General features: G+C 69.3%; 28 protein-coding genes. 27 read left to right on the top strand and 1 reads right to left on the bottom strand.

Translation table 11 applies throughout. The annotated features are described in order from the left end of the window. Nucleotides 1–4 precede the first annotated feature (4 nt). The 5 genes from ACWEN6_RS13655 to ACWEN6_RS13635 all read left to right on the top strand — a co-directional run bounded on the left by ACWEN6_RS13655 (nt 5) and on the right by ACWEN6_RS13635 (nt 3,523). Complete coding sequence (locus tag ACWEN6_RS13655; RefSeq protein WP_452570472.1) at nt 5–1,075, top strand: hypothetical protein; 1,071 nt, start codon at nt 5–7, stop codon at nt 1,073–1,075. Then, nucleotides 1,075–1,269, top strand: a complete 195-nt coding sequence (locus ACWEN6_RS13650) for a hypothetical protein (protein WP_452570471.1) — start codon at nt 1,075–1,077, stop codon at nt 1,267–1,269. The genes ACWEN6_RS13655 and ACWEN6_RS13650 overlap by 1 nt, the downstream gene beginning before the upstream one ends. 136 nt (nt 1,270–1,405) lie before the next feature. After that, nucleotides 1,406–2,011, top strand: coding sequence for a hypothetical protein (locus ACWEN6_RS13645; protein WP_452570470.1), 606 nt, complete (start codon nt 1,406–1,408; stop codon nt 2,009–2,011). A 14-nt stretch (nt 2,012–2,025) separates the two neighbouring features. Next, nucleotides 2,026–2,439: a hypothetical protein gene (locus ACWEN6_RS13640; protein ID WP_452570469.1), complete on the top strand. Its 414-nt coding sequence runs from the start codon at nt 2,026–2,028 to the stop codon at nt 2,437–2,439. Then, nucleotides 2,429–3,523 (top strand): GNAT family N-acetyltransferase, encoded by a 1,095-nt coding sequence (locus ACWEN6_RS13635; RefSeq protein WP_452570468.1) that lies wholly within the window; start codon nt 2,429–2,431, stop codon nt 3,521–3,523. Before ACWEN6_RS13640 ends, ACWEN6_RS13635 begins: the two co-directional genes overlap by 11 nt. On the opposite strand, the gene ACWEN6_RS13630 is transcribed toward ACWEN6_RS13635, so the two are convergent. Further along, nucleotides 3,509–4,036 (bottom strand): hypothetical protein, encoded by a 528-nt coding sequence (locus ACWEN6_RS13630; protein WP_452570467.1) that lies wholly within the window; start codon nt 4,034–4,036, stop codon nt 3,509–3,511. The two genes, ACWEN6_RS13635 and ACWEN6_RS13630, sit on opposite strands and share 15 nt — an antisense overlap. A gap of 68 nt (nt 4,037–4,104) precedes the next feature. On the opposite strand from ACWEN6_RS13630, the gene ACWEN6_RS13625 reads away from it, so the two are divergent. From ACWEN6_RS13625 to ACWEN6_RS13520, 22 genes are all read left to right on the top strand, one after another. Continuing rightward, a complete protein-coding gene (locus tag ACWEN6_RS13625; protein WP_452570466.1) occupies nt 4,105–4,593 on the top strand; it encodes a hypothetical protein in 489 nt (162 codons plus the stop codon). Beyond that, a complete protein-coding gene (locus tag ACWEN6_RS13620) occupies nt 4,590–5,891 on the top strand; it encodes a PBSX family phage terminase large subunit (RefSeq protein ID WP_452570465.1) in 1,302 nt (433 codons plus the stop codon). The genes ACWEN6_RS13625 and ACWEN6_RS13620 overlap by 4 nt, the downstream gene beginning before the upstream one ends. A gap of 147 nt (nt 5,892–6,038) precedes the next feature. Beyond that, nucleotides 6,039–6,515 (top strand): hypothetical protein, encoded by a 477-nt coding sequence (locus tag ACWEN6_RS13615; protein ID WP_452570464.1) that lies wholly within the window; start codon nt 6,039–6,041, stop codon nt 6,513–6,515. Then, a complete protein-coding gene (locus ACWEN6_RS13610; protein ID WP_452570463.1) occupies nt 6,515–6,988 on the top strand; it encodes a hypothetical protein in 474 nt (157 codons plus the stop codon). The genes ACWEN6_RS13615 and ACWEN6_RS13610 overlap by 1 nt, the downstream gene beginning before the upstream one ends. Beyond that, nucleotides 6,988–7,674: a hypothetical protein gene (locus ACWEN6_RS13605; RefSeq protein ID WP_452570462.1), complete on the top strand. Its 687-nt coding sequence runs from the start codon at nt 6,988–6,990 to the stop codon at nt 7,672–7,674. The genes ACWEN6_RS13610 and ACWEN6_RS13605 overlap by 1 nt, the downstream gene beginning before the upstream one ends. Nucleotides 7,675–7,687: 13 nt before the next feature. Beyond that, on the top strand, nt 7,688–8,677 hold the full coding sequence (locus ACWEN6_RS13600) for a hypothetical protein (RefSeq protein WP_452570461.1): 990 nt from the start codon (nt 7,688–7,690) through the stop codon (nt 8,675–8,677). An 11-nt stretch (nt 8,678–8,688) separates the two neighbouring features. Beyond that, nucleotides 8,689–8,952, top strand: coding sequence for a hypothetical protein (locus tag ACWEN6_RS13595; RefSeq protein ID WP_452570460.1), 264 nt, complete (start codon nt 8,689–8,691; stop codon nt 8,950–8,952). A 27-nt stretch (nt 8,953–8,979) separates the two neighbouring features. Further along, nucleotides 8,980–10,542, top strand: a complete 1,563-nt coding sequence (locus tag ACWEN6_RS13590; RefSeq protein ID WP_452570459.1) for a hypothetical protein — start codon at nt 8,980–8,982, stop codon at nt 10,540–10,542. Then, on the top strand, nt 10,542–11,627 hold the full coding sequence (locus ACWEN6_RS13585; RefSeq protein ID WP_452570458.1) for a phage minor capsid protein: 1,086 nt from the start codon (nt 10,542–10,544) through the stop codon (nt 11,625–11,627). Before ACWEN6_RS13590 ends, ACWEN6_RS13585 begins: the two co-directional genes overlap by 1 nt. 87 nt (nt 11,628–11,714) lie before the next feature. Further along, on the top strand, nt 11,715–12,551 hold the full coding sequence (locus ACWEN6_RS13580) for a hypothetical protein (RefSeq protein WP_452570457.1): 837 nt from the start codon (nt 11,715–11,717) through the stop codon (nt 12,549–12,551). A gap of 13 nt (nt 12,552–12,564) precedes the next feature. Then, the gene (locus ACWEN6_RS13575) at nt 12,565–13,503 is read left to right on the top strand and encodes a P22 phage major capsid protein family protein (protein WP_452570456.1); all 939 of its coding nucleotides are present in this window, start codon (nt 12,565–12,567) and stop codon (nt 13,501–13,503) included. 73 nt (nt 13,504–13,576) lie between these two features. After that, on the top strand, nt 13,577–13,924 hold the full coding sequence (locus ACWEN6_RS13570; protein ID WP_452570455.1) for a hypothetical protein: 348 nt from the start codon (nt 13,577–13,579) through the stop codon (nt 13,922–13,924). Next, nucleotides 13,924–14,220, top strand: a complete 297-nt coding sequence (locus ACWEN6_RS13565; protein WP_452570454.1) for a hypothetical protein — start codon at nt 13,924–13,926, stop codon at nt 14,218–14,220. The genes ACWEN6_RS13570 and ACWEN6_RS13565 overlap by 1 nt, the downstream gene beginning before the upstream one ends. Further along, nucleotides 14,207–14,557, top strand: a complete 351-nt coding sequence (locus ACWEN6_RS13560; RefSeq protein WP_452570453.1) for a hypothetical protein — start codon at nt 14,207–14,209, stop codon at nt 14,555–14,557. The genes ACWEN6_RS13565 and ACWEN6_RS13560 overlap by 14 nt, the downstream gene beginning before the upstream one ends. Before the next feature lie 2 nt (nt 14,558–14,559). Beyond that, nucleotides 14,560–14,955 (top strand): hypothetical protein, encoded by a 396-nt coding sequence (locus ACWEN6_RS13555; protein WP_452570452.1) that lies wholly within the window; start codon nt 14,560–14,562, stop codon nt 14,953–14,955. Beyond that, nucleotides 14,949–15,263 carry a hypothetical protein gene (locus tag ACWEN6_RS13550; RefSeq protein ID WP_452570451.1) on the top strand — a complete coding sequence of 105 codons (315 nt, stop codon included), beginning with the start codon at nt 14,949–14,951 and terminating at the stop codon, nt 15,261–15,263. The genes ACWEN6_RS13555 and ACWEN6_RS13550 overlap by 7 nt, the downstream gene beginning before the upstream one ends. Beyond that, nucleotides 15,260–15,610 carry a hypothetical protein gene (locus tag ACWEN6_RS13545; protein ID WP_452570450.1) on the top strand — a complete coding sequence of 117 codons (351 nt, stop codon included), beginning with the start codon at nt 15,260–15,262 and terminating at the stop codon, nt 15,608–15,610. Before ACWEN6_RS13550 ends, ACWEN6_RS13545 begins: the two co-directional genes overlap by 4 nt. Beyond that, entirely contained in the window at nt 15,610–16,065 is a 456-nt protein-coding gene (locus ACWEN6_RS13540) for a minor capsid protein (RefSeq protein ID WP_452570449.1), read from the top strand. Before ACWEN6_RS13545 ends, ACWEN6_RS13540 begins: the two co-directional genes overlap by 1 nt. A gap of 73 nt (nt 16,066–16,138) precedes the next feature. Next, nucleotides 16,139–16,609 carry a phage tail tube protein gene (locus ACWEN6_RS13535; RefSeq protein ID WP_452570448.1) on the top strand — a complete coding sequence of 157 codons (471 nt, stop codon included), beginning with the start codon at nt 16,139–16,141 and terminating at the stop codon, nt 16,607–16,609. A gap of 3 nt (nt 16,610–16,612) precedes the next feature. Next, a complete protein-coding gene (locus ACWEN6_RS13530) occupies nt 16,613–17,104 on the top strand; it encodes a DUF7426 family protein (protein ID WP_452570447.1) in 492 nt (163 codons plus the stop codon). 184 nt (nt 17,105–17,288) lie between these two features. Beyond that, nucleotides 17,289–17,966: a DNA cytosine methyltransferase gene (locus tag ACWEN6_RS13525; RefSeq protein WP_452570446.1), complete on the top strand. Its 678-nt coding sequence runs from the start codon at nt 17,289–17,291 to the stop codon at nt 17,964–17,966. After that, nucleotides 17,957–21,391: a phage tail protein gene (locus ACWEN6_RS13520; RefSeq protein WP_452570445.1), complete on the top strand. Its 3,435-nt coding sequence runs from the start codon at nt 17,957–17,959 to the stop codon at nt 21,389–21,391. The genes ACWEN6_RS13525 and ACWEN6_RS13520 overlap by 10 nt, the downstream gene beginning before the upstream one ends. Nucleotides 21,392–21,395: the final 4 nt, after the last annotated feature.

Below are 21,395 nucleotides of genomic sequence, written 5' to 3'. Positions count from 1 at the left end.
CCTCATGCACTGGCACACCACCGACTACCGCGATGACCACCCCAAGAGTGCCCTGTTCAACCGCGGGTTCTGGGCCAGCGACCTGCCCCGCCTGATCGTGCTGTGCCGCATCTTCGGGCACCGGCCCGTGGTCGACGGGCACGGCACCCCCGGTGAGCGTCGCGGCCAGGTCGCCCGGTGGGTCACCTGCGACCGGTGCGGCGTCCGGCCAGACCCGCAGGGCAACCTCGACCCCGAGCAGTGGAACGTCGGGGACCGGTATACCGAGCCCATCCCGAAAGCCACGGCAGCGGCCCGGTACGTCAGCGCGGTCATCACGCAGTTGGACCAGTGGTCCCCCGAGCGGCGCCGCTACGCCTTCTACGAACCTGGCCCCTGGGAGGCCCACCCGAAGGGCACCATCGGCGGGCAGCTCGTCGTCGGGAAGACCGTTTGCGGGCTGTCGCTGGAGGTGAAGGTCGGCAACGCCGGAAGCGAGCACGTCCTGGCCGGTCACGTGTCCCTGTCTCCCTTCGGCGCGCTGTACCTGCACACCGAGCGATTCGGGACCTGGTTGCAGCGCCGGCTCAACCCGATCGGCTACAGCTCCCGGGTCATCGGCGTGAGCGTCCACGACTGGCGGCTGTACTGGTCGCTGTGGGCCCGCCGCGGCGAGTGGTCGAAAACCGATCCGTGGTGGATGCAGGGCTCGGTCAACCTGGACCTGGTGGAGCTGCTGTTCGGCCCTAAGCGGTACTCCTACGAGGACGTCGAGGCGGGCACCGGAATCGTCCGCATGCCCGAAGGGGACGCGCACGAGGTTGGGCTGCGGTTGCAGCGGGTCCGCTTCGGCCGGCCGAAGACCCGGCGCCCGCAGATGTCGTGGTCGGTGGAATGGGAGGCCAAGCCCGGCATCCCGTTCCGGCGGGACTCCTGGAAGGGCGACAGCATCTTCAGCTCGTCGGTGCAGGTCAGCGATGCTGCGGTGGACGGCGACCGCTGGGTGTCCGACGCGTGCGCGGCGATCGCGCTGGCCATGTCCAAGCAGCGGACCCGGTACGGCTACCGTCCCCCGGCCCCCGACCTGGAGCACTGATGGCGTCCACCGCCGAAGCCGAGCTAGTCGCCCGCGCGTTCCACGAGAGCTACGAACGTCTCGCCCCGTCGTTCGGCTACGCCACAAGGGAAGCATCGGCGGTCCCGTGGGAGGACGTCCCCGAACGCAACAAGCGGCTCATGGTGGCCGTGGCCGCCGAGCTACTCGACCAGGGCGCGATCCGCCTCCTCTGAACAGAAAAGCCGCCCGGGGGTGGACCCGGACGGCTTTCACTTCTGAGCGGTCGGTCGTCGCGTAGAAGGTGCGCCAAGCGTACGCGATCTCCACGTTGACCAGCCACCCCCTCTGACCTGGACAGGAACCTCGTTGATGCGCCACGTCGAGTACATGCCCCTATCGGCCGTCCCCCGGGCCAGACGCAACCCCAAGGACCACGACCTCGCCGCGATCCGCCGGTCCATCGAGAAGTTCGGGTGTGTCATCGCCGGCGAACTGGACGAGCGGACCGGGAATCTGGTCGTCGGCCACGGCCGCCTGGAAGTGCTGGAGCGGATGTCCACCGAAGGCGCAGCACCCGTCCAGGGCATCCAGCTCGCCGACGACGGGACATGGCTCGCCCCGATCATCCGAGGGTGGGCGTCCCGGTCCGACGCCGACGCCGAGGCGTACCTGATCGCGAACAACCACACCTCCGAACGCGGCGGCTGGCTGGAGGAGATGCTGGTCGAAGTCCTCGACGACATCGCCGGCGTCGACGCCGATCTGCTCGCCGCGACCGGCTACAGCGACAAGGACCTGGAGAACATGCGGGCGGCCCTCGAAGACGAGGAGACGCTGCCCGAACCCGACGACGCCGACACCGACGAGCGGCCCGCCGTGTGGGGAGTCGTGGTGACCTGCGAGAACGAAGACCAGCAGGTCGAACTCCTGGAACGGCTCACCAAGCAGGGTTACCAGGTCCGCGCGCTCATGTAGGCAAGGGGGTGCCCGTGATGTGGTTCGAGCCTCCTCCCCCACCGGACTGGACGGTGGAGCTGCCTGCTGGCCTGGACCTGCTGAACTCCAACCAGCGGCTCCACCCGATGGTCCGCAGCAAGCTGACCGCCGCGATCCGCCAGGCCGGCCGCAAGGCCGCCGAGCAGGCGCGGGTGCCACGCATCGCACGGGCGTACATCATCGGGGAGCTGCGGCCCGTCGACCGGCGGCGCCGCGACCAGGGCAACTGGTATCCCAGCGCGAAGGCCGCCGTTGACGGCCTGGTCGACGCCGGGGTGCTGGCCGACGACGACTCGACCCGGCTTGTCGGCCCTGACATGCGGCTCGGCCCGGTCGTGAAGGGCTCGCAGATCGCCCTGCACATCTGGAACCTCACCCTCGGCGAGGAGGAACCGAATGCGCGCTGACATCGTGGTGTCGTCCCCGGTGCAACGCTCCGGCCGCGTGCTGCAACTCCAGGGCATGTTCGACGTGCCGTTGGAGGAGAAGCTGACCACGAGCTGGTCGCTCGACGTGCCGGTGGAGGACCGGCCGTGGAACGTCGGCCTGGTCGTCGGTCCGTCCGGTGCCGGGAAGTCCACGATCGCCCGGCACCTGTGGCCGGATGCGATCGTGGCCGACCAGCAGTGGAGCGGCGGGGCCCTGGTCGACGACTTCCCGCCGGGCATGCGCATCAAGGACATCGTGGGCCTGCTCACCGCGGTCGGGTTATCGTCGCCGCCGGCGTGGATGCGGCCGTACGGCACGCTGTCGAACGGCGAGTCGTTCCGGGCGTCCATGGCCCGGGCGCTGGCCGACAGCGACGGCCTGGTGGTGGTGGACGAGTTCACCAGCGTCGTGGACCGGCAGGTCGCCAAGGTCGCCTCGCACGCCGTGCAGAAGGCGGTACGCCGCGGCGGCCGCCAGTTCGTCGCGGTGACCTGCCACTACGACGTGCTCGACTGGCTGCAGCCGGACTGGGTGCTGGACGCGGCGGCCAGCACCTTCCAGTGGAGGTCGGTTCAACCCCGGCCCCGGCTCCGGCTCGCCATCCACGAAGCCGACCGGTCCGTCTGGCCGGTGTTTAGACGTCATCACTATCTGAGCTCCAGCATCCACCGGGGCGCGCGGTGTTTCGTCGCATACGTGGACGGGGCTCTGGCCGGGTTCGTGGCCTACCGGCATTTCCCTCACCCGCGGACCAAGAACCTCAAGTTCGAGCACCGCCTGGTGGTGCTGCCCGACTACCAGGGCCTCGGCATCGGCGGCCGGTTGTCGGAATGGGTCGGGCAGCACCTCTACCAGCGGGGATACCGCTACCGGTCGGTGTCGTCGCATCCGTCGCTTCTTGCTTACCGCAGCAGGTCGCCGCGGTGGCGGCTGAACAGCGCGGGCGACAAGAGCCTGCGCACCACTTCCACGCACGTCCACATGCATGCGCAGACGCTCGATCCGCGCCGGCTGGGGACGACGTCGTTCGAGTACGTCCCGCCGGCGTCAGGCCCGACGTAGGAACGCTTCGATCAGCGACATCTGCCCCTGTGGTGGGACCGGAGGCCGGGCCGGCATGGCGTCGCGGATGCGCGACAGGGCCAGACCGGTCGGGGGGTCGGACTCGCGGAACGCGCGCCGCCAGTCGGCGGGCGGGTCCAGCAGGCCGAGGTTCCCTCTGACCTCGATCAACCGGGCGGCGGGGACCGGGTCTTCCACGACCCAGTTCCACTCGGGGAACGCGAACGCCCACGGCGAGTCATGGTTTTGGACGCAGTCCACGAGCTGCACGCTGCCGATGATGACGCCGCGTTCCAGGTCCAACGGCCGGGCGATGCCAAGGTCATCGAGTTTCTTGAATCCCTCCGAGTCGGTTTTCTTTCCTGCGTGGATGAGGAGCCGGCCACGGAACGCGGTTTCTTTGCTGCGGTTCTCCACATCTTTCACGCCATTCGGGATTTGCGGGTCGCCGTGAATGAGTGCCCACGCCCATGGTTGCTGCACCGTAATCATCTTGACCTGTTCTGACTTCATATTCGCAGGTTAGCGCAATCGAACATGATCATCACCCCTTAGAAGATGATCATGATCAGGGGGTCGTTTTGAGTGTCGCCAAGAAAATCCAGCTCGCGCAGCGCCGCTCGAAGGCCGTCCAACTGCGGCTCGCCGGGGTCACCTACGACAAGATCGCCACGCAGCTCGGCTACGCCGGGGCGGGCGCCGCGAGTAAGGACGTCACCCGCGCGTTGCAGGCCGCCGCGCGCGAGCAGCACGAGAACTCCGAGGAACTGCTGCGCCTGGAGATCGACCGGCTCGACCGGCTCATGGCCGCCGTGTGGGCCAACGCACTTAGCGGTGACGTCAAGTCCATCGAGGCGGCCGAACGGCTCATCTCCCGCCGCTGCGTCTTGTTGGGGCTGGACCTGATCAACCGCAACGGCGTCGCCGACGGCGATGTGGCGTCCCTGCTCGGCACCATGCTGGAGCAACTGCAGCAGCGCCACTCCACCGCTCCGGCCCTGCACGCCGCCGCCGGCGTGGTCGACGTCGAGGTGCTCGACGCCATCGAGCCCGGCACGGCCGCGCGGTGACCGAGCAGGGCCGCAGGCCCGGAGTCGTCGTCCGCCTGTCCCCCACGCAGGAACGCTCGATCGCCCAGTCGACGGCCCGCATCAACCTGTGGTCCGGGGCGATCCGGTCGGGCAAGACGATCGCCAGCCTGCTCAGGTGGCTGATGTACATCGCCAAGGCGCCAAGAGGTGGCCATCTGGCCATCGTGGGGAAGACCGCCGACACCATCAGCAGGAACGTTTTCGAACCGCTAATGGACCCGGCGTTGACAGGGCCCATCGCCAACAGAATTCATCACACCAGAGGCGCGCCTACCGCGAAAATCTTGGGTCGTCGCGTGGAAATCATCTCCGCGAACGACGTACGCGCCGAGTCCCGGCTTCGCGGAATGACATGCGCGGGCGCGTATGTCGATGAGGCGACGCTGATCCCAGAGGCGTTCTGGGATCAGCTTCTGGCTCGATTGAGCGTCCCCGGCGCCCAATTGTTCGCCACGACCAACCCCGACGCCCCAAATCACTGGCTGCGGAAACGTTTCATTCTCCGCGCCAACGAACTCGACATGCGGTACTTCCATTTCACGCTGGACGACAATCCGGCGTTGGACCCGGTATACGTCGCCAATTTGAAAGCCGAGTACACCGGGCTTTGGTACAAGCGTTTCATTCTCGGGCTGTGGGTCATGGCCGAAGGCGCGATCTACGACGCCTGGGACCCCGACCGGATGATCGTGAAAACGCTGCCCATGATGGAACGCTGGCTCGGCGTCGGCATCGACTACGGCACCACCAACCCGTTCGCTGCGCTGCTCGCCGGGGTGTCCACCCCCGACCACGAAGGCCAGCGCCGCATCTACCTGGCGTCGGAGTACCGGTACGACTCCCGGGCGATGCGCCGCCAGATGACCGACGCCGAGTACTCCAAGGCGCTGCTCGACTGGCTGGACAACATCCCCGACTCCTACGGCACCGGCACCAAAGGCGTGCGCCCGGAGTGGACCATCGTCGACCCGTCCGCCGCCAGCTTCGTCGCCCAGCTCTACCGCGACGGCCTGGCGCCGACCCTGGCCGACAACTCGGTGCTGGACGGCATCCGCACCGTCTCCAACCTCATCGCCGCCGACCAGCTCCGCGTCCACCAGTCCTGCACCGGATGGACCGGCGAGGTCGGGTCCTACGCCTGGGACGACCGGCGCGCCGAGAAAGGCGAGGACGCCCCCGTCAAGGTCGATGACCACTCCCTCGACGGGAGCCGGTACGTCCTGCACACCACCCAGGCGGTGTGGTCGCCGCTGCTGGAACCCGTGCCCAGCTACTGATAGCCCCCGCCCTGCCTCGCGGAAGGGCGGGAAGCTCCGCGCGCGACTTCCCCGTACGCGTGCGTCGAGCTCGGCGGTTCCCGGCCCTGCGTAGTTGAGGGGCTCCGCGGGGCCGGGACCGCTTCGAGACCCACACCTGGAGGACACGTGGCCAACTTCCCCTTCAACCTCGCCTTGGGCCGCACGGCCGAGCTGTACAACCGGGTCAAGACCGGCGACCCGGCGACCAGTGCGCTGCTCGTTGTCGCGCTGGCCCAGACGGGCCTGGAGTCCGATGCGGTGCTCCGCGACAAGGACACCTTGGCTGATGTGCTGGCCGGCGCGACCAACGAGGTCACGAACACCGGGTACGGGCGCAAGGTGCTGACGGCCGCCGACCTGGCCGCGCTCGCGCCGGACGACGTCAACGACCGGCTGGACCTCGACATCCCCGACCAGACGTGGACCAGCGTGCAGGCCGGTGACGTCTGGGCGAAGATCCTGATCTGCTACCGACCCGCCACCGGGTCACCTGACAGCGCGATCCTGCCGCTGACCTGCCACGATTTCCCGTTGGTGCCGGACGGCACGAGCATCGTGGCGCAGATCGACAGCGCCGGCTTCTACCGCGCGGTGGGTGTCTGATGGCCAAGTACTGGGGCGGCGTCATCAACGTCGCCACCGGCGCCGCCCGGAAGACCATCTTGCAGCTCCTCGCCGGGGCGACGCAGCGCAACGGCCTGTATGAGGCGACGATCTCCTTCCGGGGCACCTCCTCGGCCGCGCAGCCCGTCACCGTCACCGTGGAGCGGCAGAGCGGCGGCGGCACCGGCGGCGTCGGCGTGGTCCCGCCCATGGGGCCCTCGCCGATCGACCCCTCCTCACCGGCGTCGGTGTCGTCGCTGCTCGCCGGGCCGGCGGGCGCCGCATGGACCGTCGAGCCGACGCAGCTCGACGTGGTCGGCGCGATAGAGATCCACCCGCAGGCCGGGGTCGTCTACCAGATCCCGTTGGGTGACGAGATCATCGTCAACGCGAGCGGCCGCATCGCGATCGTCTGCACCGCCGCGGCGACGGTCGGCGCGACGGCCGGGATGCGCTGGCGCGAGGGCATCTAATGCCCGCCGCACTGCGCGGCACGGTCAGGACCGCGGCGATACAGATCAGCTCGACGGCGTCGGTGTCCGCGCCGTCCGGGCTGACGCCGGGAGATGTGCTGCTGGCCGTCCAGCTCACGGGCGCGGGCAGCACCTCCGGCATCGGCACGCCGACCGGCGGGTCATCGTGGGGCACGCCGCTGCTGTCGGCGACCGGGTCAGGGTGCGCCGCCCGGCTGTTCGGCAAGGTCGCGGGTACGGGCGAACCGGGCACCTACACCTTCAGCCGCAGCGACGTCGAAGACCACCTGATTCTCCTGCTGGCCATCTCCGAGGCCGCCACCACCGGGGTGGTTGCCTCGTCCACGACCAACAACGACACGCTCATCACCACCCCAGGTGTGACCCCCGCCGGCGCGGACTCCCTCGAGGTGCGGTTCGCCCTCGGCGAGCTGCTCGCCGGCAGCGGGCCCAGCTGGTCGCAGCCGGGGGGATGGACCGAGCGAGCCGACTACAACTTCGGGGGCTCCCTGACCGGCTGCTGCGCGACGCGGTCGCTGAGCAGCGCCGCGGCGACCAGCGCTGTCGAGTTCACGTGCTCCAACGTGGTCAACGGCATCGCGTTCACGGCTGCGGTGCCGTCGATGGCGTTGCCTCGCCCGCCGCTGCTCAGCGCCCAGGCGGCGCTGCGCGGGTCCCTGTGGTGACAGGAGGCTCGTGATGGCCCGTCTGGGGCGGGGATTCCCTGCGCACACCGTCATCACCCGGCCCCTGAGCGAGGACAGCACACAGTCGCTCGGCGGGACCGGGCAGGCCGAGCAGGCACGGTCGATCACTCCGGCCAAGAGCGCGCCGACCGGCCAGGTGGCGCAGAGCGCGACCGCGCGGCCGGTCACCGCGGTGAAGGTCGGCATCGTCGGCCAGGTCATCGAGGTCGTGTCGGTCGCCCCGGTCACGCCGGTCAAAAGCGCCGTGGTGGGCCAGGTCGTCCAGAGCGACACGGCGGTGACCGGTGCACCGGTCAAGAGCTGGCGCGTCGGTCAGGTCACCGAAGGCGGCGCAGCCCTGGCCATCACCATCCGGGCCTACGTCGCGCACCTGGTAGAAACCGGCCAGGCGCTGCCCATCACGCCGGTCAAGGTGCGGACCGTGCCACCGGTCGTGGACACCGCTACCGCGCGCCCGGCGACACCGGCCCGCGGGCGGGTCGTTGGCCAAGCCGTTGAGGTCGGCGCGGCGCCCCTGTTCACCCGGGTCAAAGCCCGGTTGCTGGTGCACGCGACCGAAGCGGCCAGGGCGCTGCTGATCGCACCACCGCACGGGCCGCTCAGCGTCGGCCAGCCCTTCACCACCTGGTCGGCGTCCTCGCCGTACATCGCATGGTCAGCCGGGCCGCCCCGCACCGAGATAGGAGGCGCTGTGGATCCGATCTCGTCGCTCAGCAAGATCGCCGTGAGGTTCTTCGTGTCGGGTGCCAGCGGTGCCGAGCCGGTGGAGATCGCCTTCACCGTGCCGGACGGCGAGCCCACCGAGTCGGACTGGCACACCGCGGAGTGGGACAACCCGACTCAGCGGGGCGCCGAAGCACTGATCATCGTCGGCCCGGGTGGCGCTGTTCCCCTTCCCGACGGCACCTGGCTGGGGTGGGTGCGCGTGACCACGCCGCGCGAACGCCCCGTGATCCCCGGCGGGCTCGTCCCCATCACCTGAAGGAGCAGTTCGTGTCGCAGCTACCCACCACGGGGGCGATCGTCCGGTACATCGGCCGGGAGGGTCTGTGCACCGTCCGGGCCGCGATCGTCACCGCCGACGTCCACACCCTGGACCCGCGTGGCGTCGAAGCCGGAGCGCTGCCCGGCCTGGACTCCGAAGCCCATGCCCACCTGTGGGTGTTCACCCCCGGCAACGTCCGCGGAGGGTTCCCCGAGTACAACGTCGCCCCCGGGACCACGCCCGGCACGTGGCACTGGCCGGTCCAGCCGTGACCCCGAGCGCCGGAAAGGGGGTGCAGGATGCCGCTTCCCGATCGTGACTGTGCCTGGCCACCCCCCTGGACGAAACCGGAGCGCCAGCTCTACTCGCAGTGGGGCGCCTGGTACTCCGGGGACCCTGACGAGCTGAGCCGCGTGTACGGGGCGGGCACGGTGCCCGGCGTCGGCCTGGACCTCAAGGGCTGGGACCGGCCGCTGGTCCAGTCGGGTGGCTGGCTGAACAGGGTGGCCCGGTTCTTCTGGGGCAGCCCGACACCGGTAGGCCAGTCCCGTTCCACCAAACTGCACGTCCCGGTGGCCGCCGACATCTCCGCGACGTCGGCCGACCTGCTGTTCGCCGAACCACCGACGTTGCGGGTCCCCGGCGCCAAGACGCAGAAGCGGCTCGACACCATCATCGCCGAGGACGGCGTCAACGGGACGCTGCTGGAAGGCGGCGAACTCGGCTCGGCGTACGGGGGCCTCTACCTGCGGATGGGATGGGACACCGAGACGGCCGCCCATCCGGTGCTGGACGTGCTGCCCGCCGACGCGGGGATCCCGGAGTTCACCTCTGGCCGGCTGCGCGCCGTCACGTTCTGGCGGGTACTGGCCGAGGACAACCGCGTGGTGTGGCGGCACCTGGAACGCCACGAAGTCGGCCGCGTCTTCCACGGCTTGTACCGGGGCGACGCTGAACGGCTCGGCATGCAGGTGCCGCTGGAAGACCACCCCGAGACCGCAGGGTTCGCGTCGATGGTCGACGCCGACGGCGGGTTCGACTCGCCGTACAAGCGGGGCCTGCTGGTCTTCTACATCCCGAACATGCGGCCGCACCGCACGCTGCGGGGCACCGCGCTGGGCCGCTCCGACTACGCCGGCGTCGAGCCGTTGATGGACGCGCTGGATGAGACGTGGACGTCCTGGATGCGGGACATCCGCCTGGCTAAGAGCAGGATCATCGTGCCCGAGGTGTACCTGACCAACACCGGGCGCGGACGAGGCAGCACCTGGGACCCGGACCGGGAAATCTACTCCGGGATGGCGATGCTGCCGAAACCGGGCGGCGGCGACCCGATGATCACCCTGTCGCAGTTCGACATCCGCGTCACCGAGCACCAGCAGACCTCCAAGGACCTGCTCGCGCAGATCGTGCGAGGCGCCGGGTACTCGGTGCAGTCGTTCGGCGAGGACCAGGGCGGCGGGCAGGCCGCCACCGCGACCGAGATCCGGATGCGCAAGGAAAAGTCCTACACCACCCGGGGCCGGAAAATCGGCTACTGGACGCCCGGGTTGGCCTGGTACGCCGAGGTGTGTCTCACCATCGACCGGGAAATCTTCGGCTCCAAGGTCGCCTCCGAGCGGGCCGTCGTGGAGTGGCCGGACGGTGTGGTGCCCGACCCCGAGGCCGTGTCCCGGACCCTGGACATGCTGCACCGCGCGCAGGCCGTGTCGCTGGACACCAGGGTCCGGTGGCTGCATCCCGACTGGGAAGAGTCGCAGGTCACCGCAGAGAAGAAGAAGATCCGTGACGAGCTCGGGCTGAACGTCCCCGACCCGACCGGGTTGAAAGACGCGGTGCTGCCCAGCGACGGCGAACTGTAGTGGACGGCTTCTCCCCTGCTGACCTGGCTCTCAAGCATGCCCGCCTGGTCGCGGACATGTACGCCGACGCCGAGGCCGAGCTGTTCCGTGTGGTGCGGGACGCTCTGCTGCGCCGCGAGGGCGAACCGGACTACGCGGGCGCCCGTTTCGCTGAGGTGCGGCAGCTCCGCAAGGAGGCCGAGCAGATCGTCCGCCGATTGGAGAAGCTCGCGGCGCAGGCCGCGCAGGACGGCGTCACCGAGGCGTGGCAGGCCGGCGTCGACGCGGCGCTCGCCGACCTTCGCCGGGTCGGGTCCCGCTCCGGCATCAACCCCGGTCAGGGGGTCACCGAGCTGGCCGCGCAGGTCCTATCGATCGTCACCTCGGTCCACCAGGGGGCGTTGCGGGCCGTTGACGACATGTTCCGGCGCGTCATCGCCGAGGTCGCTGGTCGGCCGTTGGTCGGCGCGGAGACACGGCGCCAGGCCGAGCAGCGGGCGCTGGACAGGTTCGCCGCCGCAGGTATCACCGGGTTCGTCGACTCGGCGGGCCGCACGTGGGACATGGTGTCCTACACCGAGATGGCGATGCGGTCGGCGGTAGCCCGCGCGGCCGTCGACGGGCATCTGGCGACGCTGCGGGACGGCGGCCAGGACCTGGTGATGGTGTCGCGGGCCGCCCGGTCCTGCCCGGTGTGCGACCCGTGGGAAGGCAAGATCCTGTCGCAGTCCGGCCCGGCGGGGAACCGGACGGAGACCAACCGGGTCACCGGGGAACCCATCATGGTGCACGTGGCCGCCACGGTGGCCCGCGCCCGCGCCGAGGGGCTGCTGCACCCGAACTGCCGGCACGGCCTGACCCCGTATCTGCCGGGCGCGACGAAACCCCTTCCCCCGCTGCAAGTGCCCGGCGACTACCGCGACACCCAGCGGCAGCGGTACTTGGAGCGGCGGATCCGCGCCGCCAAACGCCAGCAGGCCGCCGCGCTCGATGAGCCCGCGCGCAAGCGCGCCACGGCGAAGCTCGCCGACTACCAGGCCCAGCTCGCCGAGCACGTCAAGCAGACCGGTCTGAGACGCGACTCCCGACGCGAATCCGTCCGCTGACCCTTCCCCCCTGCCGGCCCGCTTGACGTGGGCCTTCTCCCCGGCCCGCCTGGCGCGGGCCTTTCTCATGCCCAGGAGGGCACGTCCATGCTCGAAAACACCTTGCCGACGACGCCTGGCGCGCTGCTCGGCTACACCCGGCGCGGCCCGTTCTACCTGATGGCAGGCGGCTCGGAGGGCGCACCCGAACCCGGCCCGGCCGGTGACCAGCCGCAGAACGCCCCCCAGCCCCCGGCTCCCACACCGCCGGCCGAGCCGGGGCCCGCCCCGGACGCCGAGCGGGTGAACCCCGATGCGCGGCGCGTCGATGAGCTGCCCTCGTGGGGCCAGAAGCTCATCAAGGACCTGCGTAAGGAATCCGGTGATTACCGGGCGCAGCTCAAGGCCGCGCAGGACGCCGCTGACGCCGCGGCCAAGGCGCAGGGGCCGTCCGCTGACGAGGTCATGCAGCAGGCGCAGCAGGACTTCGCGAAGAAGATCGGCAAGGCCCTCGGCCTCATCCAGGACGAAGAGAAGCCCGTCGATCCGAAGGTCCTGATCGACCAGCTCACCACGGAGAAGGACCAGACCGCCAAGGAACGGGACGCCGAGCGGGAGCTGCATCGCCGCGCCCTGGTCGAACTCGCGGTTCACCGCCAGTCGACGAAGGCCGGCGCCGACCCCGACGCGCTGCTCGACTCCCGGTCGTTTCTCCGCAACATCAAGGAATTCGATCCGAACGCGGATGACTTCGCGGAGAAACTCACCGAGGTCATCACCAAGGCGGTCGAGGACAACCCGAAATTCAAGGCGGCATCCCTGGCGGGGCCGCCCGCTAAGAGCGGAGGGGAATTCACCGGCGGGCCCGGTGGACGTAGCTCCGATCCGGAACAGATGAACGTCGACGACTTCCGCGCCCGGCGCAAGAAGCCGTCATCTTCCTAAGGAGTAAGGGCCCGTGGCCAACACGTTTCTCACGCCCAACGTCATCGCACGTCAGGCGCTTGCCACGCTGTACGAGACCACCGTCATGGCGATGCTCGTGCACCGGGACTACGACGCCGAGTTCGCCGCTCGGATCGGCGACACCGTCAACGTCCGAAAGCCCGCCGTGTTCCAGGCGAACGAGTACGTCCGTTCTGAGGGCATCAAGATCCAGAACGCGCAGGAAACCGGTATCCCCGTCACCTTGAACCATTTCGCGGACGTGTCTTTCGCTGTCACGGCGGAAGACCTGACGCTGCGGATCGAGGATTTCGGCGTCCAGCTTCTGAACCCGGCGATGGAGGCCATCGCCCAGAAAATCGACCGGGACATTCTCGCGCTGCGTGACGACATCGTTCAGGAAGTCGGCGTCGTCGGGCAGTTCCCGTCGAACCCGCTCGGCCCGAACGTCTTCAAGTACGACAACCCGCGTACCGCGATCGACGCCCGCCGCGTGCTCAACCAGAGAAATGTCCCGGCCGCGGACCGGCACCTGGTGGTCGGCCCGGAAATCGAGGCCAAATGGCTCGGCGACGACCTGTTCAACAGGGCGGACGCGCGCGGCGACACCGATGGTCTGCGTGAGGCGAACCTCGGAAGGCGGGTATTCGGTTTCGATCCGTACCAAACTCAAAACATTTACGTGCCGCAGGGAAGCGTGTCCGGGAATTCCAAGACGGAGGTCGGCGTCGCGTTCCACCGGACCGCGTTCGCGCTGGTCACGCGGCCCTTGGTTCTTCCGCAGGGCGCGGCGAACGCGGCCGTCGAATCCTATAAGGGATTCGGCTTGAGAGTCGTCATGGATTACGACATCGACCAGAAACAAGACGTCGTCAGTATCGACTGCCTGTACGGCACGAAAACTCTCGACCCGAACCGCGCCGTCCTCATCAAGGACATCGACTGGCCGTAATCCCATCCCCGCTCCCCACCATTTCCTGAGCCTGCCGATTTCGGCGGGCTTTTCGCATTCCCAGGGAGGGAAAATGGCTTACAAGAGCCGTCTCACGGAAAAGACGCTCACGGTGAAGGCCCCCGCAGGGGCGTCCAGCACCGTGCTGTGGCGGGCCCCGTTCCCCTGCAAGGTCAAGGCGGTGTGGGCCTACCGGCTCGGCGGGACCGGCGCCGTCGTCAACGTCAACAAGAACGGCGCCAAGCTCGCCGGTGACGTGTCGCTCACCGCCCCCGGGGCGTGGACGGCGGGCACGCTCAACGCGGCCGCGGTGCTCACCATCGCGGCCGGGGACACCCTGACCGCCGAGGTCATCTCAGTCGCCGGCAGCCCCACCGACGTGGCCGTCCAGGTCGACATCGAGCGGAACGCCGACGCCTGATGCCCTACGTCTACCGCAACACCCGGACCGGGCACACCGAGCAGCTCGCCGAGCGGTCAGCGCGTCTGGACAGCCTCCCCATGTGGCTGCTCATCGACGCTCCCCCACCGCCCGCCGACGCTGTCGACGTGCCGCCCGGTCCGGGCACCATCACCCGCCCCGCCGAGGGCGCGAACAAGGCCGCGTGGGTGGCATACGCCGTCGCCTGCGGCATGACCGAGGACGACGCCACGGCGCTGTCCAAGGCTTCTCTCATCCAGGAATTCGGATCGGAGGATCCCGATGGCCAGGACTGATCTGACCCCCACCCCCGTGACCCGGGCCGGGCTCAGCCTCGCCGCGGCGCTGCCGAACCCGGGCAACGCGCAGGGCCACATGTACGTCAACAGCCCCTACCGGTGGCTGCGGGTGAAGAACACCGACTCCAACCCCGTCACCGTCACCGCGCAGATCCCCGGCACCGTCGACGGGCAGGACATCGAGGACCGCACGTACACCATCCCGGCCACCACCGGCGATGTGCTGATCCCGCCGTTCCCGGCCGTGTACAACCAGCCCAACGGCAAGGTCTACATCGACCTGTCCGGCGCGGCCGGGGTCACGCTCCAGCTCCTCGAGTCTCCGGCGGGCTGATCATGGGGCTGGCGTACGCGACCTCAGCCGACTACGTGAACTACACCGGGCAGACCCCACCGGCTGACATCGCGCGCCGGCTGGAACGAGCCTCCGAGCGTGTCGACGAGATGCTGCTCAGCGCGGTGTACGCCACCAACAACGCGGGCCTGCCCACCGACCCCGACGAGGCCGACGCGCTGAAACGCGCCACCTGCGCGCAGGCGGCGTGGCTCATCGAGCACGGCGATGAGTACGGCGTCGCCGCGGCGTTCAGCGAGGTCGAGATCGCGTCGGTGCGGATCAAACGCGCCGGCGGGGACACCGGGTCACCGGCCCGGCACTCCCCGGACGCCGCGGCGATCCTGCACACCGCCGGGCTGCTGCCCGGGTACATCATCGACGGCCCGCCATGGTGATGCTCCCCAAGTGGCTGCTGCGCCACGAGCTGCAGATCGAGCCGTTCGAGGGTGAAGGGCCGTACGGCGCGGTGCTCGGCACGCCGTACACCGTCCGCGGCCTGGTGGACGACGAGCGGCGGCTGGTCCGCGACGAGCAGGGCGCCGAGGTGGTGTCGGACACCACGGTCATCCTGCCCGCCGGTACCCGCTGCCCGGCGTTCTCCCGGATCACCTGCAACGGCCGGGTCATCACCGTCATCACTTCGTTCGACCGGTCCGGCGGCGGCCTGCCGACCCCTGACCACGTGGAGGTGGTGTGCCGGTGAGCGACGTCGAACTGAACCTCCACATCAACGTGGCCACCTTCACCGAAGCGACCCGGCACGTGTACGTCGGGGCGCTGGACGCGGCCACCGCTCACCTGCTGACCGAGTCCCGGGCCCGGGTGCCCGTCCAGTACGGCGACCTGTACCGCTCCGGTGCCGCGTCCGTCGATGACCGGCTGCTGATGGGCGCGGTGTCCTACGACCAGCCCTACGCGGTCCGCCAGCACGAGGAGCTGACCTACCACCACACCCAGGGCGAAGCGAAGTACCTGGAGAACGCCCTGCTGGAAGAGGCCGACACGCTGGAGGCGATCATCGCCGCCCATCTTCGGGTGCACTTCCGGTGATGGCCGTCCCCACGGGATGGACCCGTGGCCTGCTGACCGGGCTCGCGCAGCTCCTCGCCGGGGCCGGGGTCGGCGAGTGGAACGAGGCCGGCGCCTACGACGCGGGCGCCCTGGTCCTCACCATCGGTGGTCTGCCCGCGTCGGCGGACCGGGCCATCACCCTGGCGGTGTACGGGCTCGGGCAACGCGGCGACGACGTCGACCAGGCCGACAGTTCGGTGTCGGTGCAGGTGCGGATGCGTGGCGGCACCGACCCGCGCGAAGTCGATGACGTCGCTGACGCGGTGTTCGACGTGCTGCACGGCCTGGCCGACCGGGTGCTGGCCACCGGCGTGCTGGTGCTGCTGTGCAGGCGGCTGGTCGTCGCGCCCATGGGCCGCGACGCGTCCGGCCGGTGGGAGCGAGCCGACTCCTACGACGTGATCGCGCACCGCCCATCACCGCACCGTCCCTGACCCCCGGGACCCCCCTGATTCTCAGCCGCCGGCGTCACGCCGGCGGCTTTTCCATGCGCAAAGGAGAAGCGGCATGTCGCTGCGGTCATTGCTGGCCAAGGACTGGACCGTGGAGGTGAACACCGGCACCCCTGAGGCCAAGGTGTGGACCCCCATCCGGGGCCTGACCGAGTTCACCGAGGAGATCAAGACCAAGACCGAGGACGACTCGGACTTCGACAACGACGGCTGGTCCTCCGACGTCGCCGTGCAGCGCGGCTGGACGTTGAAGTGCAAGGGCAACCGCAAGCGGGTCCGGGAGAACCCCACCTTCACTCCCGATCCGGGCCAGGAGTTCGTCCGGCAGGCCGGCCGAGTCGTCGGTCTGGAAGCCTCGATCGAGGTCCGCTGGTACCGCAAGGACGGCTCCCCCGACGCCAACGAGGGCTTCGCCACCGTCGACTACAAGGGCGGCGGCGGCAAGGTCACCGACCTGGAGCCGTTCGAGCTGGAACTCATCGGCCAGGGCAAGCCCGAGCCGATCGACAACCCCGTGGCGGCGTGACCCATGGCCTTCAAGGACCTGGACGAGTTCTTCGTCGACACGCTGCCCCTGCCGGTCGGTGGGAAGACCTACGTGGTTCCCCCGGCCGACGCCGAGACGGGCCTGCTGTGCCAGCGGCTGATGGCCGCTGGGATCGACGCCGCCAACGGCAAGCAGGTGGACCTGGCGTCCCTGGACGACGCCGGTGAGAAGGACCTGTACCGGCGCTGCCTGGGCGCCGTCTACGACGAGCTGATCGCCGACGGCGTGACCTGGCCGAAGGTCAAGCACTGCGGGGTGACGGCGTTCCTGTGGATCGCCGGCGACGTCGACACCGCCGAAACGTACTGGCTGTCGGGTGGTGACGACGACCCGGAAACCCCGGCCCCGAACCGGGCGGCCCGAAGGGCGGCGGCGAGTACGACCCGCAAACGGGGCTCTACGAGTACTACGAACCCGGCCCCGCGTCCGTTGCGGACCCGGACGGCGAAGGCGTCGCCTGGCCAGACCTCCTGACCCGTTGGGCGCTGGTCGAGTGCGATCTGCACACCGAGTACGGGATCGACCTGGATGCGCCTGGGGTGCTGACGGGCCGGTCCTGGCGGTGGCTGCGCATCCGAATCCTCGGGCTGCTGTCGGCTGACACCAGGGTCGCCCGCGCGCTCGCGCCACCTGACGAGGCCGGCAAGCGGTGAGGCGCATGTTCGACGCGTGCTGCGGCGTGGGTGGCGCGGCACGCGGCTACCAGAGAGCCGGATGGCACGTCACCGGCATGGACATCGTCCCGCAGCCCCGGTACGCCGGCGACGAGTTCCTGCAGGGCGACGCGATCACCTACATCAGAGAGCACGGCCACGAGTACGAGTTCATCCACGCGTCGCCGCCGTGCCAGGCCAGTTCGGCGCTGACGAGAGGCACCAACAAGGGCCGGGAGTATCCGCAGCTCATCCCAGCGGTGCGGGCCGCGTTACAGGCGGCGGGGCGGCCGTACGTCATCGAGAACGTGCCGATGGCGCCGGTCCGTAAGGACCTGGTGCTGTGCGGCGAGATGTTCGGGCTCGGGGTGCTGCGGCACCGGTGGTTCGAGTTCGGCGGCGAGGTGTGGTGCCTGGCCCCGCCTCACATCGAGCACCGCGGCCGTGTCGCCGGATACCGGCACGGCGTCTGGCACGACGGCCCGTACCTCGCGGTGTACGGCAAGGGCGGCGGCAAGGGCTCGGTCGCGCAGTGGCAGACCGCGATGGGCATCGACTGGACCGGCGTCCGCAAGGAGATCGCTGACGCCATCCCCCCGGCCTACACCGAGTGGATCGGCCGTGCCGTCCTTGCGCAGATCACCCCCGACCAGCAGGAGGAGGTGGCGCAGCGGTGGCCCTGAACATCGGTGAGTTGTTCGCCACGATCGACTTGCGGGACAAACTGCTGCCCAAGCTCGGGCGGAGCATCGGCGAGCTGCGAGCCAACACCTCGATCTTCCGCGGCGCGATGCAGGTGATGCGTGAGGCCGCCGAAGCGATGGGTTCGGCCGTCACCGAGCAGGCCAAACGGGCCGCGGTGGCGATCGCGCAGATGGTGGCCAACGCCGTGGTGTCGGGGAGCAGCCTCGAAGGGGTGTTCCACGGCGTCACCGCGCTGTTCGGGAGCCTTTCCGGGGTGATCGGCCGGATCACCCCGGTGGCGAGCCTGTTCGGCTTGTCGATGAGCCGGATGGGAATCGCCGCCCGGCTCATGGAGTCCGAGACGGGCCGGTCGGTTCTGAAGACCATCGTGATCCTGGTCGCGCTCGGCGTGGCCGCCACGATCATCGCCCGGAAGATCCGGGAGAACTTCGACCAGATCGCGCCGGTCTTCGAGCGGCTGCGCCCGGCCGCGCTGGTCGCGTCGACGGCGCTGCGGCTCATCGGGGTCAACGCCGACTCCATGGCCCGGGTCATCGGCCGGGCCTCGGCCGCCTACAACCGCGCGATGACCAGCCTGTCGGAACGCACCGAGGACACCCGTAAGAAGATCGGCACCGCGTTCGACCGGATCGGCACGGCCGTGCAGTGGCTGAACCGGCTGATGACCACCATCAAAGTCGTCACCGGGGCCACGTCCATCCTGACGTCGGTGCTCGGCGGGATGACCACCGCGATGGGCACCATCGGCGGGGCCACCCTGTCGGCGACACCCATCGTCGCCGGGTTCGCCGTGAAGTCCGCGGCGGCGCTCGCCGGGGTCGGCGCGGCCGGGGTCGCCGCCGGCGCGGTCGGCGCGCTGGCACTCACCGGGATCGTCGCGGGGCTCGGCGCGATCGGCGTCAAGGCCGCGATGACCGCGCCCGCTGTGAAGAAGTCGTTCGCCGACCTCGGCAAGTCGGTGAAGACCGACCTCGCCGAGGCGGCGTCCGGTCTGGAGGGGCCGCTGATCGCGGCGTCTGGGCGGATCAAGTCGACGTTCTCCGCGCAGATCGCTCCCGCGCTGCGAGGAGTGTTCACGCAGATCGCGCCGCTGATCGGCCAGTTCACCACCGGGTTGACCTCGATGCTGGGCCCCCTGCTGCCGGCCGTGCAGGGCATCACGGGGGCGGTGACCCCGATGCTGTCCCAGCTCGCCGGGTCGCTCGGCACGTTCGGGGGGCAGCTCGCCGGGTTTCTGGCCCCGGTCACGCAGGCGTTTTCCCAGTCCAGCGGGTTTCTGGCGCAACTGGTCACCGGCCTGGGCGGGGTGTTGCAGGCCCTTGGGCCGCTTCTGGGTGCCCTGGTGCAGCTCGGCGCGGCTCTGGTCGGGCCGCTCATGGGGGCGCTCACACAGGTCGCGGGGGCGTTGTCGTCGGCCCTTGGCCCGGTCCTGGTGCAGATGGCACCGCAGATCGGGCAGATCGTCGCTTCCCTGGGCATGCTGCTGGCGTCGCTGATGCCGTTGCTGCCGCCCATCCTGCAGCTCGTCGGGACCCTGGCCAGCGCGCTGATGCCGGTTCTGGTGCAGGTCGCGACGGCCGTCACCACGGCTCTGCGTCCCGTGCTGGTGCAGATGGGGCCGCTGCTCGGGCAGATCGCCATGGCGTTCGGGCAGCTCATCGTGGCGTTGCTGCCGCTTCTGCCGCCGATCGCGCAGTTGGTGGCGTCGCTGGCCACCGCGCTGCTGCCGGCGCTCGCGCCGATCATCCCGATCATCGGGCAGGTCGCGGCCACGCTCGGCGGGATCTTGGTGCAGGCCGTGACCATTCTGCTCGGCGCGCTGACCCCGATGCTGCCGATGCTGTCGCAGATGGCGCAGATGTTCGGCGCAGCCATCATGCAGGCGTTGCAGCAGCTCTCACCTGCGCTGATGCAGATCGTGGCCGCGTTTTCCGGGTTGTTGCCGGCGGTGCTGCCGATCCTGCCTCCGCTGGTGCAACTCGCGACGTCGCTTCTCCCGCCGATCATCCAGCTCGTCGTGGCGCTCACACCGATCCTCACGACGCTGATCAACATCTTCACCGGTCTGGTCGGCGCGATTCTGCCGTTCTTGCCGCCGCTCATCCAGATCGCGACCAGCGTGGTGCCGCTGATGGTCTCGGTGATCACCGCGCTGGTGCAGGTGCTCCGCGGCGACTTCTCCGGCGCGCTGGAGACCATCAAGGGCGCCGTCGTCACCTTCGGCACGACGATCATGAACGCCTTCAAAAAGCTGTTCACCTTGGGCAAGGACTTGGTGGACGGCATCAAGCAGGGCTTCGTGAACGCGTGGAACTCCTTCACCGCCACGGTGGGGTCCCTGTTCTCCGGGTTCATCGGCTGGATCAAAAAGCTTCTCGGGATCGCCTCACCGTCGAAGGTGATGGCGAGCATCGGCTCCGACACCGCCAAGGGGTGGCTCGTCGGCCTGATGGCCGAGCAGCCGAAGATCAAGGAGACCGCCGGGGCGCTGGTCGACACCGTGGTCAACGCCTTCAAGTCCGGGAAGATCAGCGACGGCGTGAAGGACGGCCTGGTCGAGTCGATCCGGCACAGCAACTCCCAGCTTCAGGACCTGGCCGAGGAACGCAAGAGAATCGTCAAGATCATCGCCGACGCGATGGCCTACGTGAAACAGATCAACGACCAGGTCAAGCAGTTCGCCAGCCTGGGGAACATGCAGTTCGGCGAGGAAGGGCCGACCGCCGAGAGCATCAAACAGGGCCTCCAGGCCAAGCTCGCGCAGGTCCGCGCCTTCGCGGGCGTCATCAAGAAGCTGGCGAAACGCGGCTTGTCGAAGTCGCTGCTGCAGCAGGTCATCGAAGCCGGCCCGGACGCCGGCACCGAGCTCGGGCAGGCGATCCTCGCCGCGGACTCCAGCACCTTCAAGGCGATCAACTCGACCGCCGGGATGATCGACAAGGCCGCGAAGGACGCTGGCAAGGCCGCCGCCGACGCAATGTTCGACGCCGGGCGAAACGCCGGGAAGGGCTTTTTGACCGGTTTGACGTCGCAGAAGAAAGAGATCATCAAGGCGATGCAGGACATCGCCAACGCCCTGGTCACCCAGATCAAGAAGGCGCTGAAGATCAAATCCCCGTCCGGGGTGTTCGCGGAGATCGGCATGTTCACCATGGCCGGCCTGGAGAGCGGCATCACGGTCGGGTCGAAGAAGATGCTCGGCTCGGCGGCCACCGTCGCCGGGAAACTCGCCGACACCTTCGGCTCGCAGGTCGCGGTCCCGGGCGGGCAGGTCGGCCCGGCTCCGGCCCGCTACCAGAACACCACGACGGTGCACGTCACCAACCACTACCCGCAGGCAGAGCCGACCAGCCGCACCGTCAACCGGGGCCTGCAGTACGCCGCCGTCGTCGGCCTGGCCTGACCCC

The organism is Sphaerisporangium sp. NPDC004334, from assembly GCF_053602655.1.
This window is presented reverse-complemented; position numbering and strand designations above follow the sequence as displayed.

Coding starts and splice junctions, on each gene's coding strand:
- ACWEN6_RS13655 (WP_452570472.1), top strand. CDS start 5: ATGCACTGGCACACCACCGACTACCGCGATGACCACCCCAAGAGTGCC.
- ACWEN6_RS13650 (WP_452570471.1), top strand. CDS start 1,075: ATGGCGTCCACCGCCGAAGCCGAGCTAGTCGCCCGCGCGTTCCACGAG.
- ACWEN6_RS13645 (WP_452570470.1), top strand. CDS start 1,406: ATGCGCCACGTCGAGTACATGCCCCTATCGGCCGTCCCCCGGGCCAGA.
- ACWEN6_RS13635 (WP_452570468.1), top strand. CDS start 2,429: ATGCGCGCTGACATCGTGGTGTCGTCCCCGGTGCAACGCTCCGGCCGC.
- ACWEN6_RS13630 (WP_452570467.1), bottom strand. CDS start 4,036: ATGAAGTCAGAACAGGTCAAGATGATTACGGTGCAGCAACCATGGGCG.
- ACWEN6_RS13610 (WP_452570463.1), top strand. CDS start 6,515: ATGGCCAAGTACTGGGGCGGCGTCATCAACGTCGCCACCGGCGCCGCC.
- ACWEN6_RS13605 (WP_452570462.1), top strand. CDS start 6,988: ATGCCCGCCGCACTGCGCGGCACGGTCAGGACCGCGGCGATACAGATC.
- ACWEN6_RS13600 (WP_452570461.1), top strand. CDS start 7,688: ATGGCCCGTCTGGGGCGGGGATTCCCTGCGCACACCGTCATCACCCGG.
- ACWEN6_RS13590 (WP_452570459.1), top strand. CDS start 8,980: ATGCCGCTTCCCGATCGTGACTGTGCCTGGCCACCCCCCTGGACGAAA.
- ACWEN6_RS13580 (WP_452570457.1), top strand. CDS start 11,715: ATGCTCGAAAACACCTTGCCGACGACGCCTGGCGCGCTGCTCGGCTAC.
- ACWEN6_RS13570 (WP_452570455.1), top strand. CDS start 13,577: ATGGCTTACAAGAGCCGTCTCACGGAAAAGACGCTCACGGTGAAGGCC.
- ACWEN6_RS13565 (WP_452570454.1), top strand. CDS start 13,924: ATGCCCTACGTCTACCGCAACACCCGGACCGGGCACACCGAGCAGCTC.
- ACWEN6_RS13560 (WP_452570453.1), top strand. CDS start 14,207: ATGGCCAGGACTGATCTGACCCCCACCCCCGTGACCCGGGCCGGGCTC.
- ACWEN6_RS13555 (WP_452570452.1), top strand. CDS start 14,560: ATGGGGCTGGCGTACGCGACCTCAGCCGACTACGTGAACTACACCGGG.
- ACWEN6_RS13550 (WP_452570451.1), top strand. CDS start 14,949: ATGGTGATGCTCCCCAAGTGGCTGCTGCGCCACGAGCTGCAGATCGAG.
- ACWEN6_RS13540 (WP_452570449.1), top strand. CDS start 15,610: ATGGCCGTCCCCACGGGATGGACCCGTGGCCTGCTGACCGGGCTCGCG.
- ACWEN6_RS13535 (WP_452570448.1), top strand. CDS start 16,139: ATGTCGCTGCGGTCATTGCTGGCCAAGGACTGGACCGTGGAGGTGAAC.
- ACWEN6_RS13530 (WP_452570447.1), top strand. CDS start 16,613: ATGGCCTTCAAGGACCTGGACGAGTTCTTCGTCGACACGCTGCCCCTG.
- ACWEN6_RS13525 (WP_452570446.1), top strand. CDS start 17,289: ATGTTCGACGCGTGCTGCGGCGTGGGTGGCGCGGCACGCGGCTACCAG.